The organism is Shewanella sp. Sh95 (assembly GCF_001308045.1).
Lineage (GTDB): Bacteria > Pseudomonadota > Gammaproteobacteria > Enterobacterales > Shewanellaceae > Shewanella > Shewanella xiamenensis.
The window spans coordinates 17,940-33,264 of sequence record NZ_LGYY01000082.1; the positions used below are offsets into that span (position 1 = coordinate 17,940).

At 43.0% G+C, this 15,325-nt stretch carries 11 protein-coding genes; 9 read left to right on the top strand and 2 right to left on the bottom strand.

Features of this window, described 5'->3' with window-relative positions; translation table 11 throughout:
• Positions 1–84 precede the first annotated feature (84 nt).
• Positions 85–528, top strand: coding sequence for a conjugative transfer protein MobI(A/C) (gene mobI / locus AEA42_RS05955; RefSeq protein ID WP_023584022.1), 444 nt, complete (start codon positions 85–87; stop codon positions 526–528).
• Between the two features lie 10 nt (positions 529–538).
• On the opposite strand, the gene umuC is transcribed toward mobI, so the two are convergent.
• Both umuC and umuD read right to left on the bottom strand, forming a co-directional pair.
• Positions 539–1,807, bottom strand: a complete 1,269-nt coding sequence (gene umuC, locus AEA42_RS05960) for a translesion error-prone DNA polymerase V subunit UmuC (RefSeq protein WP_055647230.1) — start codon at positions 1,805–1,807, stop codon at positions 539–541.
• Positions 1,808–1,814: 7 nt separating this feature from the next.
• Complete coding sequence (gene umuD, locus AEA42_RS05965) at positions 1,815–2,264, bottom strand: translesion error-prone DNA polymerase V autoproteolytic subunit (protein ID WP_031500429.1); 450 nt, start codon at positions 2,262–2,264, stop codon at positions 1,815–1,817.
• 641 nt (positions 2,265–2,905) lie between these two features.
• On the opposite strand from umuD, the gene AEA42_RS05970 reads away from it, so the two are divergent.
• From AEA42_RS05970 to AEA42_RS06005, 8 genes are all read left to right on the top strand, one after another.
• Positions 2,906–3,814 carry a 3'-5' exonuclease gene (locus AEA42_RS05970; RefSeq protein ID WP_055647231.1) on the top strand — a complete coding sequence of 303 codons (909 nt, stop codon included), beginning with the start codon at positions 2,906–2,908 and terminating at the stop codon, positions 3,812–3,814.
• A 73-nt stretch (positions 3,815–3,887) separates the two neighbouring features.
• The gene (locus AEA42_RS05975) at positions 3,888–4,187 is read left to right on the top strand and encodes a hypothetical protein (protein WP_055647232.1); all 300 of its coding nucleotides are present in this window, start codon (positions 3,888–3,890) and stop codon (positions 4,185–4,187) included.
• Between the two features lie 317 nt (positions 4,188–4,504).
• The gene (locus tag AEA42_RS05980; RefSeq protein ID WP_055647233.1) at positions 4,505–5,437 is read left to right on the top strand and encodes a WYL domain-containing protein; all 933 of its coding nucleotides are present in this window, start codon (positions 4,505–4,507) and stop codon (positions 5,435–5,437) included.
• Between the two features lie 18 nt (positions 5,438–5,455).
• Entirely contained in the window at positions 5,456–8,275 is a 2,820-nt protein-coding gene (locus tag AEA42_RS05985) for an SNF2-related protein (RefSeq protein ID WP_197278423.1), read from the top strand.
• 2 nt (positions 8,276–8,277) lie between these two features.
• Entirely contained in the window at positions 8,278–9,045 is a 768-nt protein-coding gene (locus AEA42_RS05990) for a hypothetical protein (RefSeq protein ID WP_055647234.1), read from the top strand.
• Positions 9,046–9,091: 46 nt separating this feature from the next.
• Entirely contained in the window at positions 9,092–10,726 is a 1,635-nt protein-coding gene (locus AEA42_RS05995) for a site-specific DNA-methyltransferase (protein ID WP_055647235.1), read from the top strand.
• Positions 10,716–12,416, top strand: a complete 1,701-nt coding sequence (locus tag AEA42_RS06000; RefSeq protein ID WP_055647236.1) for a site-specific DNA-methyltransferase — start codon at positions 10,716–10,718, stop codon at positions 12,414–12,416. The genes AEA42_RS05995 and AEA42_RS06000 overlap by 11 nt, the downstream gene beginning before the upstream one ends.
• A 3-nt stretch (positions 12,417–12,419) precedes the next feature.
• Positions 12,420–15,293 carry a DEAD/DEAH box helicase family protein gene (locus AEA42_RS06005; RefSeq protein WP_055647237.1) on the top strand — a complete coding sequence of 958 codons (2,874 nt, stop codon included), beginning with the start codon at positions 12,420–12,422 and terminating at the stop codon, positions 15,291–15,293.
• Positions 15,294–15,325: the final 32 nt, after the last annotated feature.

Consider the following 15,325-nt stretch of genomic DNA (forward strand, 5'->3'; position numbering starts at 1 on the left):
CAAACAGTGATTGTTACGGCAGTTTTACGTTTGGCGTTTCGATCCAAAAGCCAAACGGATAGTGGTTTTGGCTTTTGGGGTTAATTGGATGGGGAAATTGGTTTGGTAGAAATCGTCAATGAACAATGGAAAGCAGAGGTATCAGATTTACTTCAGCAAGAAACGGACAGGCTAAAAGCGCTGGCACGAGCTGAAGTTGATGACTTTTGGGTTACCCATTACAAGGTTCGAGAGAATGAGCCCTTTAAAGACTGGGGGCTGCTTGGTGTCCGTATCAGAGACTTTAAGTATGGCTTTGGCATAGAGTGGTACATCAACAGTTTTCACGGTCAACGAGGCAAGCGCGTGGTCTTTAGCAAGGGACTGCGTATTTCAAAGACGAAGCTGAGATACTCATTTTTGGACTGCCAAGGTCTAGCCAAAGAATGGGAGTTAGCGCTGGCTATGGAGAAAGAAGAATTCTTCAGTGATGTTCGACGCCAGGTTGATAAGCTCAACATGCTGCGTCGCAGAGTGAATGCGTATTGAGTCAACTGCGCTATTTCACTCGCGGTAACTGGTCCCAGCGTGTTGTATAAGCGGGAGACAAATGCTCTCGCTTCATCGACCAATCTTTCTTCGTACCTTGTCCAGCAAAGAAAACCTTTCCGGCACCGCTTTGGTTAATTGTGTCCAATACAGACATTAACTGTTGGCTATTAGAGCGGGTCGATATGTCATCGAATAGTCCTGGTTGAAACATGCCAGGATCGTAAAAGTCAGACAGCATGACGCCCGCTTTGGCGTAACGAAAACCATTCTTCCAAATCCGCTTGAGTAAGTGATTGGCCAGCTCGATAAAATCACGCGTATCGCAACTGGGGATCAACAACTCGCCCGATGCGGAATTGCTGTATTGCGGCTCGTTGTCCTTAAAGGGGCTGGTACGTATGAACACGGTCATCACTTTGGCTTGCTGCTGTTCTTTGCGTAGCTTCTCAGTGGCGCGGGTTGCGTATTCGCATACGGCCTCACGTAACAATTCAAATTGCGTTACTTTTACGCCAAATGAACGGCTACAGACGATTTGCTTCTTAGTTGGCGGGATCTCTTCAAGTTCAATGCACGACTCACCATTGAGCTCTCTGACGGTTCTCTCTAAAACTACTGAAAACTGGTCTCTGATGGCTCTAGGAGAGGCATTGGCGAGGTCTAAGGCTGTGGTGATACCCAACGTATTTAACCGCTTAGAAAGCCGTTTACCAACGCCCCAAACATCATCAACCGGGACTAATGCGAGCAATCGACGTTGCCGATCTGGATTGGTCAGGTCTACAACCCCCTGAGTGGCCGGATACTTTTTGGCGGCATGGTTAGCCAGCTTGGCGAGTGTTTTAGTCGGTGCAATGCCTACACAAACGGTGATCCCAATCCAGTGGCCTATGCGCTCTCGCACTTGTTGTCCGAACTCGACAAGGGATATGGCCGACTCAATACCGGTTAAATCCAAAAACGCTTCGTCAATGGAGTAAACCTCTACTCGTGGTGCCATCTCCTCCAAAGTGCGCATCACTCGACTGCTCAAATCTGCGTACAGCGCGTAATTGGACGAGAATGCCAAAATACCATGACGCTGCATTTCAGCTTTGATTTGAAAGACGGGTACGCCCATTTTAATACCGAGTAACTTAGCTTCACGCGACCGTGCAACCACGCAGCCGTCATTGTTGGACAGCACCACAACCGGCGTATCTTTTAAATCAGGACGAAACAGCTTCTCACAACTGGCGTAAAAGTTGTTGCAGTCCACCAAGGCAAATACTGGCATGGGATAGTCACGACTTACGGCGCATGTTTCGCACCACATTGGTGACCACACCAAATATCTCTAACTCTGTCCCTTCAGGAATATGAATGGGCTCATACACCTGGTTTCTTGGGAGCAGCATGACGCACGGCCTTAGTTGAAGCTCCTTTACCGTGAGTTCACCATGGATACCAGCGATGACAATGTCACCGTGTTCTGCTTGGACAGAGCGATCAACCACCAGGATATCATCTGGGTGAATCCCAGCATCAATCATTGAATCACCTTCAACACGCACAAAGAACGTTGCAGCCGGTCGCTTGATGCACAGCTCGTTGAGGTCGAGCGTTTGCTCAACATAATCCTGCGCTGGTGAGGGAAAACCAGCAGAAACACGTTCCATGAACAATGGAATACGAAGGCGCTTGGCTTTGATGAAGGCAAGTGCGCCGCTACGGCCTATCAGCGAGACACTCATGACGAACCTCGAAAAATTACAATTGGTACTGTTTGTTTATACAGTATCTAATGCTATGCTGATTTCTACAAGTAAAATTGTAGGTAAAACTGTAGTTGTTCGAGTAAGACGCTGTGTTGTCGGTGATTTATTTTTTGTGATGAAAAACTAGATGTGGGGGATCGCTCGTCCTCGTCAAAGCCTGCAAGGCTTGGACAATACTGCTTCTGCCTACTGCTCTTGTTTCTGTTACTGATCCTGTTACTGCTACTGGTTAACGCATGGGTCAAGTAACCGTCAGACAAGGCTTGTTGAACCCTTTGCAAAGGGTTTAAAAACAGTTAGTAAAATTCTGCTTCGTATTGAATTTACAGGCTTAAAACGAAGTAAGGAGCATCTTTAAAATGCTCAGTCGAACTCAGTTCAAGCCTTTTTCAACCGTTTGAAAAGGGGTTGGCTAAGCCATACGTAAAGGGTATTGGTAAGGGTTACCTAAACGGTTTAGCTAAGGCTTTCTGAAAGGCTTAGCCAAAGCCTTTATACATGGGTTCACCCAGTAAAAAGATTAAAAAAAACGCTGAGGTATCCAAGGTGCATTTTGTACAACCTGTGGCACAGTGAAATAACCCAAAGCGAACAATAGAATTGAAGAGGAACCATCAATGACAAGAGCCCCTGCGCCATTTCCGCTAGAGCGCCTCGCGGAGATCCCAGAAAGACCAGAAGATTTTAGATTGCTGGAGCGCATTCCATTAACGCGTGAACCGCAGTCCTGGCCACTTGAACTTTCTCCTGTGGTCGGTGATGAACAGCCAATGGTGCTGCTCGATACAGAGACAACCGGACTGTCTGCCGATGACGAGTCCATTATTGAGCTTGGTATGGTTAAGGTGCTTTACAGCCCATCAGCTATGCGGATTGTGTCGATTGTTGATGTGATCAGCCTGTATGAAGATCCCGGCAAGCCAATCCCCGAGCTGATCACCGAGTTAACCGGTATCACCGATGATATGGTGCAAGGCCAGCGCATTGATGATTCACTGGTAGCGAGTTGGTTATCCGATGATCCGCTGGTGGTTGCACACAATGCACAGTTTGATCGTCCTTTCTTTGAAAAGCGGTTTGCTGCATTAGTCCATCTATCTTGGGCCTGTTCAGCCAGTGGCATAGATTGGAAGGCGCTGGGTTTTGAAAGTCGAAAGCTTGAGTACCTGCTGCTTCGCTTAGGTTGGTTTTATGAAGGACACCGAGCCGCAACCGATTGTTTGGCGATGGCCTGGTTGTTCCATTTGTTGCCCGAGTCCGTTGCAAACTTGTTGTCTGAAGCAGACAGGCGAACTGTGTTAGTTCGTGCGTTTGGTGCGCCGTTTGACGTAAAGGACTATTTAAAAGAACGTGGTTACCGTTGGCATGACGGCGTTAAAGGTGCCAACAAGCATTGGTGGCGCGAAATCAGCGAAGACGAGTTGCCGCAGGAACAAACTTACCTGGATGATTTGTATCATCGTGGCTCAGAACATGCCCACTATGACTACAAAGATGCCCGCAATCGATTTAAAGCTTTGTCATAGCCCCTTGCATATTTGAAAACCTCTGGAAAATGGAAAGTGAACTCATGGTTTAACCAACAAGAGGAATCTTTCCATGTACCACGACACCTACATTGAATACTGGGGCGAAATCTTCGTCTCTGCCCGCATCATTGAATTTGGCATCACGTTCGAGTGCTTTCTTAAAGATCCATGGAAGCATTTGATGTCCTGTGGTCAAGAGTCTGCCCCAGACGCGATTGCTGAAGGGATGCTGCCATTGCTACCAGCCCAGGCAGAAGTTGCCAGGCGCATTCGGGAGAGTGAGCAACGAGCCCTGATGTCCACAGACTCAGAAAAAGAAAAGTCTCAAAGCAGTAACATCGTGGTGTCACTGGTTCGGGTAGCGCATTGATCATGACTATCAGCAATGGCATAAAACAATGTCTTTACGCCCATATCTGAGCGGCAATTGCAATCCAGATCAAAAAGTTGCCGCTTAGTCTTCCCTACAAAATAATTTGTGATAGGATGATACCTAATAAAATTAATTAGGTTGAAGCCTATTCAGTGTTTTATGGCCATCTGTCCAGCTTCAACCAGTAGAGATTGATTAGTCATTGCGGATAAAGAGCAGCTTTGTGCCATGCCGTTCAATGTGATTAAGCGATGCCTGACCGTATTTTATAAACAGAGTTTTAAGAATCTGGTTGAATTGGATAAACAAGACGCATGACAAATGATGGTCTGAAACAAACAGTAGTGGCGAAGCCAGATAGGCTTTCGCAGATAGCGCAGTTGCCACAAGCAACCCGGGATCGCATTGCCCACATCGATTTCACCTTATTGTTTAAGGGAGAAGCGGTACGGGCAGATTTAGTCGATCGCTTCAGCATAGCGGCCGCACAAGCAACGAAAGACTTCACCATGTACCGAGAGCTTGCACCAGGCAACATTGAGTATGACCAAAAGCTCAAGTTGCATAAGCGTGGTGAAGCATTTGAACCCTTGTTCGACTATGACGTTGTGAGAACGCTGGCGACGATTAGCCAAGGGTACGGTGATGGCTTTACTGGAAAGGTAAAACCGCCTCTGGCTTGTGAAGCGCCTTATCACTTAAACAAGCCAAGCCTATCTATAGTGGCGAAAGTCACCGAAGCCATACACAAAGGCAAAGCCTTGTGTATCACCTATGTGTCGTTATCGAGCGGTGAAACCACGCGTGAAATTGTGCCGCATACGCTGGTGGACAATGGCCTGCGTTGGCATGTTCGTGGTTTTGACCGCAAGCATGCTGAGTTCCGTGACTTTGTGCTGACCCGAATTAAAGCAGCGGTTGTGCTTGAAGATTCCACTTTGTCTGAAACGGAGCTCGAAACCCAAGATCGGCAATGGAATCGCTTTGTAGAGCTAGAGTTAGTGCCGCATCCTCGTATTAAGCACAGCGAAGCGATTGAACTGGATTATGGTATGACGGGTGGCGTTCTAAAGGTTGAGATTAGAGCCGCAACCGCTGGGTATTTGCTTCGTCTTTGGAATGTAGATTGTTCTAATAATTACTCATTAATTGGTCCTGAGTATCAACTTTGGTTAAGGAATGGGCAGGCGCTGTATGGAGTAAAAAATGATGCATTACTTCCCGGCTATAGAACTAGTCAGAATTAAAAAAATGGAAGTGCTAAATTGAATTATTCATCGCACCAAAAAGCTTGGTTAGCTCACACTCTAACGCTCTCTGGAAAAGCAGAAGAGTCAATGACTCAAACTATTGCTAATTCCAAAGTTGATATGAACCCACATCAGGTTGAGGCTGCACTGTTTGCCTTATCATCACCGCTGTCTAGTGGAGTTATCTTAGCCGACGAGGTTGGATTAGGTAAAACGATAGAAGCTAGTCTGGTTCTAGCTCAGAAATGGGCAGAACGTAAACGAAAGCTCTTATTGATTGTACCTGCTACTTTAAGAAAGCAGTGGAGCCAAGAATTAGAAGAAAAATTTTCCTTACCGTCTGCAATTCTTGAAGCAACAACTTTTAACGCCGCGATAAAAAGTGGTATCGCTAATCCTTTTGAAGTGGAAGTTAGCACAGGAAAGCCAGCAATATGTATCTGCTCCTATGAATTTGCAGCTAGGAAAGAAGTTGAGTTAGCACGGGTTTCTTGGGATCTTGTCGTCCTAGATGAAGCGCATAAACTTCGAAATATCTACAAAACTGATGGTGCAAAAACCGCGAAAAAATTAGAGCTTGCATTGCAAGGACGAAAAAAAGTAATGCTCTCTGCTACCCCTTTGCAAAACAGTATATTAGAGCTTTATGGGTTGGTTTCTATTCTAGATCCTCACTTTTTTGGTGATTTGAATTCATTTAAAGCCCGATATGGCCGACAAAATTTGGATGAAATTGAGCTAGCCCTATTACGTGCAAGATTGAGCAAAGTTTGCAATCGTACGCTACGTCGACAAGTGCAAGAAGAAGGCGGCATTAGTTTCACTCGTCGTTATTCAATGACTGAAGACTTTCGTCCCTCAGCAGAAGAAGAACAGCTTTATACAGAAGTATCTGAGTACTTGCAGAGAGAGGATCTTCTCTCTATCAAATCAGGTGCAAGGCATTTAGTCACACTTGTTATCCGCAAAATACTTGCGTCATCCTCCTATGCTGTACTTGGTACACTTGAAACCATGATCAATCGGTTAGAGCAAAAGCTACCTCTCATCGAGGCTTTGCAAGATCTTGACTGCTTGAATGATTATCAAGATGAAGATGCAATAGAAGACGAAGATATCGATCCAGTAGCATTAAGTGCTGAAATTGAGTTGCTACGTTCATTTAAAGAGCTCGCAGCAAAAATCAGCGGTAACGCCAAAGCTGAGGCTTTACTTCGTGTGTTGACAAGAGCATTTGATAAGACGAGTGAGTTAGGCGGAAGTAGGAAAGCGGTTGTTTTCACTGAATCCGTCAGAACTCAAACCTGGTTAGCTGAGCTGCTCACAAGCAATGGATATAGTGGGCAGATTGTCTTGCTCAATGGAAGCAACAATGATGCTGCCTCGAAAGCTATTTACAAAGAGTGGCTAGAAAAACACCACGGTTCAACAAGGATATCAGGCTCCAAAACTGCGGATATGAAGGCGGCTTTGGTCGATAAATTCAAAGATGAAGCTACTTTGATGATCTGTACCGAGGCTGGCGCAGAAGGTATTAACTTACAATTTTGTTCGCTACTCGTGAATTACGACTTGCCATGGAACCCACAACGTGTTGAACAGCGTATTGGGCGTATCCACCGCTATGGCCAAAAGCATGATGTTGTAGTGGTTAACTTTATCAACAAGGGTAATCGGGCCGACGAGCGTGTCTTTGAGTTACTGAGCCAAAAGTTTCAGTTGTTTGAAGGGGTTTTTGGTGCGTCAGATGAGATTCTAGGTTCAATCGAGTCAGGTGTGGATATTGAACGGAGAATCCATGACATTTATCAGAGCTGTAGAAGTGATGACCAAATTGAGCACGAATTTAACCAGTTACAAGAGCAGTTAAAAGAACAGCTCGAAGTAAAGGTGAATGAGACGCGGCGTTCTCTGTTGGAAAACTTTGACGCAGATGTTGTTGACCGTTTGAATACTCGCCGTAATAGAGTGACGGCTCAGTTATCCCATTATCAGAAGAAATTACTGTTACTGGCGAGAATGGTGTTTGCGTCAGATAGCTCTTTTACCGTGACAGAACATGGCTTTTCCGTGGGAGACTCGTTCTACTCTTTGGATTGGCATCATGCAGTGCAACATGATCACAATCTGTTTCGTGTATCAGAGGGCTTGGGCCTGGAGTTATTAGAGCGTTACAAGGTTGATAAACTTGAAAGCACCCATTTGGCTTTCGTATATACGCCTGAAGACACCCACTGGGCTGATGTAAGAAATTTAGTTTCCAAAAAGGGTATGTTGCGCGTAACAAAAGTGAGTATTGGTTCTAGTGAAGAAAAACGTGAGCGACTAATTCTCGCAGCGATTACCGATACTGGTGAGATTGTTCATCCTGAAACTGTAGAACGCATCCTGCAATTGCCAATTTCGCTTCAAGGTAAACCTCAACTACTTGATTCTTATGTTGGACTGGATGGTGATACCAGTCTCCAGCTTCAGGTGTTCATCAGTGAAGTTGAGCAAGACAATGAACGGTATTATGCGGAAGAAGTTGAGAAGTTAGAACGCTGGGCGGAAGATAAGAGAATTGCCTTAGATATCCGTATTAAGCAGTTAGACCTGGAAATAAAGCAGGCAAGAAAAGCATCTCGGCAACTTGGTACACTGCAAGAGAAAATGGCGGCAAAGCGAGCATTAAAGTCTCTTGAACGGGAAAGGGATCAAGTGATGCTCAATTACCATGAAGAGAAAAAGTTAATTGAGCAAGAGGAAGACCGCTTGCTAGAAGAAATTGAGGCTAGGTTGAAACTGGATACTCGTTTAGAGCTCATTTTTGAAGCAACATGGAGCGTGAATTGATCATGAAATTCACTCTTATGCCCGCAATAAACGGTTGGAACTTCTACAAAGTGGAAGTTTTAGATGAACCGGAATTAATTGAGCTAGCAAAGCATCGAGCATTCAGAAAAGCCCCTAAAGTGGCTCATGGAGATCCAAGTGGGTCTCCAAGAAGCCAACAAGAAAGATTCAGCCAAAACTTTCTGGGTGCTTTGGCTGATATTTCATGTAGCTACTTATTGAGAAAGTTCTTTGAAAAGCATAATTTGCCAATAACAGTAGAAAGTTATGACCAAGTTCGAACAGACGATTTCCAAGAGCATGATTTATACGACATTAAAATAAAAACTGGTGGTGCAGAGTCTATAGTGGAGGTTCGCTCTTCCTTATGTGTGCAAAAGAGCCTAGTTGGGGTTATTAACGATTGGCATATATTGGGGCCATACCAGTCTCAGTCTAAAGGCAAAACAGAGTCTGAAAAGGAGTTCTATATACGTCCAATGTTTCACTTGAAGAATTACCGAGACTACCAAAAAGATCATCAAAATAATATGCCACCAATGAAAACTTACGATCGTTCCGATGGCTTAAGGCTTTTTGAAGATGGAGAGGTAGATCTATATATTTTAGGTGGAGCTACTACTGAAATAATGTCTAGCAGTAAAGCTTGGGATGAAAAGGGTGAGACTTTGAAGCAGGGTAAGACGAATTTTAGAGTTGTGTTAATAAAAGATGGACTTCAAACCCAAGACTTTTTGAATGCTATTGCTCGTGAGATGCTGGAAAAATAATTTGCAATGGATGGTTATTAAACGATCCACTATTAAGGTTTGTGAGATGAATAACATTAAAAATAACAAGTTGGAACTCAGCTGGATTGGTAAGGACAAGTTGCCAAGACTCGAGCCTCGCATTTTCTTGGAAAGTAAAGAATACTCTTATTTCAATGTTTCAGTAGACATTGGCCAGGACAGCGAACAGGAGTTTAGCAATTTACTGATTAAATCTGATAACTTATTGGCTCTCAAAGCATTAGAGCAAGATTACACAAGTAAAGTTAAATGTATAGTAATTGACCCCCCCTATAATACAGGGAGTGCTTTTTCACATTATGATGATGGATTAGAGCACTCAATGTGGCTTACATTGATGAGAGATAGATTGGTGTTACTCCATCAGCTTTTGTCTGAAGATGGTTCGTTGTGGATCACAATTGATGACAATGAGTCTCACTATTTAAAAGTTATGTGTGATGAGATATTTGGAAGAGCAAACTTTGTTACTGATATTACTTGGCAGCGAAAATATAGTGTAAGTAACAATTTTAAAGGCATAGCCTCAATCTGTGACAGAATTCTTGTTTATAGAAAATCCGATAAATTTGTTAACAACTTGCTTCCTCGTACGGAGGATTCTGTTGCTAGATATAAAAATCCAGATAATGATCCGAGAGGACCTTGGAAGTCAGTAGATTACCTGAACCAAGCAACCCCTGAAAAGCGCCCTAATTTGTGTTATGACATTACAAATCCTAATACCGGTGAAGTGATTAAGAATACGAAAAAAGCTTGGAAGTATGATCGAGAAACTCACCGAAAACACATAGAAGAAAAGCGCATCTGGTGGGGCATTAATGGTACGAATACTACACCTGCTGTAAAGTTGTTTCTATCTGAAGTTCGTGATGGTATGACGCCTCATAATTGGTGGCCACATGAGGACGTAGGCCATACAGACGAAGCAAAAAAGGAAATCATTCAGTTGTTTGGGCGTAAAGACGTGTTCGATACGCCAAAGCCCGAGCGTTTAATTCAGCGTATATTAACCATCGCTACCAACCCTGGAGATCTGGTTCTAGATTCATTTGCGGGTTCAGGCACTACAGGTGCAGTTGCTCAAAAAATGGGGCGTCGTTGGATCATGGTTGAGTTGGGTGAGCATTGCGACACGCACATCGTTCCTCGCCTCAAGAAAGTCATTGATGGTGAAGACCAAGGTGGCATATCTAAAGCAGTTAACTGGCAAGGTGGTGGTGGTTTCCGTTATTTACGTCTTGCTCCATCTCTTCTGCAAAAAGATGAATGGGGTAACTGGGTTATCAATAAAGAATACAATGCAGAAATGCTATCAGCTGCCATGTGTAAACACATGGGCTTTACTTACGCTCCTAGTGAAACTCAATTCTGGAATCACGGTTACAGCACCGAGACTGATTTCATCTATGTAACCACAGGCTCGTTGGCGTATGACCAGCTCAAGCGTATTAGCGAAGACGTTGGTGAAGATCGAACGCTCCTGATTTGCTGCAAAGCGTTTATGAGTGAAGGAGCGGAGTTCCCGAACTTAACGATTAAGAAAATCCCACAATCAATCTTGAATAAATGCGAGTGGGACAACGACGATTACAGTTTTACTTTGAATGTACTCGCTGAGCCTGAAGAATACGAATTGGATGACGAAGATGACCAATAAACAAAAACTAGAACTTACTTGGATTGGTAAAGAAAAACGACCTCGTTTGGAGCCGCGGATTTTTCTTGAAGATGAAGAACTCTCTTGTCTGGGGGAGCAGAAAGAAGGTGTTTTCAATGATAATTTGCTAATCCATAGTGACAACCTGTTAGCCTTAAAAGCATTAGAGCAAGATTATACAGGTCAAGTGCAATGTATATATATTGATCCTCCTTTTAATACTGGTGAAGCTTTCGAAAACTATGACGACGGCGTAGAGCATTCAATCTGGCTTAGTCTAATGAAGCAACGACTAGAAATTCTTCATACTTTGCTGAAAAAAGAAGGAAGTCTATTTGTTCATATAGATGATAATGAACTTGGCTATTTGTTGGTCCTTTGTGATGAAATCTTTGGACGTGAAAACCGTCGGTCAATAATTTCTTTTAAGCAAAGTTCTGTTTCGGGCCCCAAAGCACAGAATCCAGGGTTAGTTACGACAACTAACTATATTATATGGTATGCCAAGGACAGAAAGCATTGGTTCTCAAAAAAATGCTACAAAGAGACTAAACGGGATAGTCGCTACAGTAAATATATTGTCAATTATGATGAGCATTTCAGTAGCTGGAAGCTGGAAAATGTTAATACGGTGTTCGCTCAAAAACATGGCATTACTTCGAGAGAGCTTAAAAAGACTTTTGGAGTCTCCCTCGAGAAAGAACTTGAAGCTTTTGTTTTGCAAGAGCCAGAAAGAGTTGTTCGTACAGCACGAGTAAAAGAAAAGGACGTAAATGAAGCGGCAAGAGAGGCTTTAAGGCTGTCCGTTGAAAGCGATGGTGTATTTCGTGCTGAGCGAGAGGGAAAAAGTGACTATTACTTCATGAACGGAGAGCAATTACTTTTCTATTCAAGCAAAACAAAAAAAATTGATGGACGCAATATTACCGGAGAGGCATTGTCAAATAGTTGGGATGATTTACTTTCGAACAATCTTCATAAAGAAGGTGGAGTTACTTTCCCTAAAGGAAAAAAGCCAGAAGCGCTAATTAGAAGAATTTTAGAATTGAGTTCGAGAGAGGGTGATCTAATTTTAGATTCATTTGCTGGTTCTGGTTCTACGGCTGCGGTAGCTCATAAAATGAAGCGTCGCTGGATTACAATCGAGCTCGGCGAGCAGGCGTTTACACATGTTCAACCCCGTATGAAACGAGTTATTTTAGGTACAGATAAAGACGGTATATCCAATTCAGTCAACTGGCAAGGTGGTGGTGGTTTCCGTTATTTACGTCTTGCTCCATCTCTTCTGCAAAAAGATGAATGGGGTAACTGGGTTATCAATAAAGAATACAATGCAGAAATGCTATCAGCTGCCATGTGTAAACACATGGGCTTTACTTACGCTCCTAGTGAAACTCAATTCTGGAATCACGGTTACAGCACCGAGACTGATTTCATCTATGTAACCACAGGCTCGTTGGCGTATGACCAGCTCAAGCGTATTAGCGAAGATGTTGGTGAAGATCGAACGCTCTTGATTTGCTGCAAAGCGTTTATGAGTGAAGGAACGGAGTTCCCGAACTTAACGATTAAGAAAATCCCACAATCAATTTTGAATAAATGCGAGTGGGACAACGACGATTACAGCTTTACATTGAATGTTTTAGCTGAGGAAGATATTGAACTTTACGATGATGAAGAGGGAGCATAGTCAATGAGCAATAACCAAAAATTAGTTAATCAAATTAGCGCTCGCCTCTCTCTTCGAAATCCACAAGAAAAATCACTATACATTTTGTGTGATGTTCTTGAACAAATGGAATTGAGCAAAGATCCAGATTTGAATCGTTGGATTGAGGTTTTGAAACCGCAATACCCATCAATGAAAATGTTTGAACGCGACTTCCCTTCGCTCTGTTTTGCTCTTGCAACAGGTGTGGGCAAAACACGTCTGATGGGAGCAATGATCGCTTGGTTGTATTTGACTGGCCGTAGTAGACATTTTTTTGTGCTTGCGCCTAACTTGACGATTTATGAGAAGCTGAAAAAAGATTTCCTTATGGGGAATCCAAAGTATGTTTTTCAAGGGATTCCGGAGTTAGTTCAAACACCACCTGTCATCATCACTGGTGATGACTATGAAGATGGCCGCGGTGTGCGATTAGACTATGCTGTTGCTGCGACAATGACAGGTGATTTATTTGCAGGCGAAGAAGCGCCACATATTAATATTTTCAACGTTTCGAAAATAAACGCGAAAGACAATAAAGTGGGCGCTAACAAATCTAATGATCCAAAAATGCGGCGATTGCAAGAGTACATCGGTGATTCGTATTTCAACTATCTTGCTGATTTGCCTGATCTTGTCGTTATTATGGATGAGGCACACAGATACTATGCTTCTGCTGGTGCAAAAGCATTAAATGATCTGAAGCCTGTATTAGGTATTGAGCTTACTGCAACGCCCAAAACTGTTGGCTCAAAACCGAAAGAGTTTACAAATATTATTTATCATTATCCATTAGCAAGTGCTTTGAATGATGGTTATGTCAAAACACCAGCTGTTGCAACACGCAAGGAATTTAAACCTAGTGATTACTCTCTAGAACGCTTGGAGGAAATTAAATTAGAAGATGGCATTCACCATCACGAGTATGTGAAAACAGAGTTGGCTAGTTATGCAAACAATGCAGGAGTTAAGCTAGTTAAGCCATTCATGCTTGTAGTGGCACAGGATACGTTACATGCAGAAGTATTGAAGAAAAAAATTGAAGATGATTCTTTCTTTGAAGGTGCTTATAAAGGGAAAGTCATCACCGTTCACTCCAATCAAACTGGTGAGGAGTCAGAGGAGACGACTCAGAGATTACTTGCAGTTGAGCATGATAAAGATACTGAAATAGTGATTCATGTTAACAAGCTAAAAGAAGGATGGGATGTCACCAATCTCTATACTATTGTGCCTCTTCGCGCTTCTGCATCTGAAATTTTAACCGAGCAAACCATAGGTCGAGGGCTTCGTTTACCTTACGGTAAGAGAACTAATGTAGAGGCTGTTGATCGGTTGACGATTATTGCGCACGACCGATTCCAAGAGATTATCGATCAGGCGAACGACAAAGAGTCCATCATCAAAAAGACTCTTTATATAGGTTCCAGCGATGAAGATGATATTCCAGAAAAAAAACCAAAGCAGATTTTCGTACCTTCAATGGTGGATTACGCTTTAGGCAATAAGCCTATTTACATTGAGAACAGTTCAATAGGGGATGGGCGAGCGAGCTATGAAGTAGGAAGTTCGAAACAAATTGATAACTCTGATTCAAGCGATAATGCAACAAGCAAAGTATATAGCCCAACGCAGAAGAAGATTGCTGAACTTACTGTTGCCATAGTTCAGCAAGAAGCAAAAAATCTCGACAGCAGTAAGCAACTGACAGCGGAGCACGTTAAAAAACACATTACTCAGCGTGTTCATCAAGTCGCGAAAGAATTATTTGTTATGAATGCTGAGGGATCAAACAGGGTGACTGAAGGGTATAACCACTCTGTTGCACAAGAAAAAGAGCAAGTCGAATTATTTGATGCCGCTACTGTAGATGAAATTGTTTCAACCGTTACACATAAAATTGCAGAATATACCATAGACATTCCCAAAATCGTGGTGCTTCCTACTCGTGATGTTAACTATGGTTTTAATGACTTTGATCTTTCAGGTTTGGAACGTATTTCTCTTAAACCACAGTCTAATGAAATCATCATAAGCAATCTGGAGACCAGTCAAATAAGTTCAATTAACTGGGAGAAAAGTGCTGTTTCAGAAGCACGGCTTGAAAACTATTTGGTATTTTACCTCATGGATCACGACGAAATTGATTACGATGAGCATGCAGGAATGCTTTATAAGCTATCTGGTCAAATGGTTGCGCACCTAAAAAGCTATTTGAGCGATGTTGATGCAGAGGGAGTTCTTAAGTCGGCTGGCCGTATTTTAGCCGATTTTATTTGGTCGCAAATAAAACAGCACATGTGGACAACGCCAACTGACTATGTTGGTAGTGTGACTCAAGGTTTTGATGTGTTAAAACCTACTACTTTCAACTTTGCTAATGATGAGGAACCTAGAGACTTCCGTGCACCAATACCACCAGGGCAAAAGAACAAAGTAAGGCAGATGCTATTCACTGGTTTTGACCGCTGTTGTTACCCATATCAGAAATTTGATTCAGTAGATGGAGAGCTTCGTTTAGCTCAGGTGCTAGAGCAAGATCGAACAGTTGTTAGATGGATGAAACCAAGCCCAGGACAGTTTCGCATAGAATACCGAAGTGGCCAAAACTATGAGCCAGATTTTGTTGTTGAAACAGAAACACTTTTCCTGTTAATGGAGCCAAAGAAAGCGAAAGAGTTGGAAGATGTTGATGTAATTGCTAAAGCAAAAGCTGCAACAAGGTGGTGTAGTTATGCGAATGAAAACGCAGCTAAAGTTGGCGGAAAACCTTGGCATTACGTTTTGTTACCTCATGATGCTATTACATTATCAAGAACTGTTGATGGCCTTTTGAGTGAATTTGAGTACAAAGAGTGACTAAATTGGCGTGATAGTGGCGATAGTTAGAA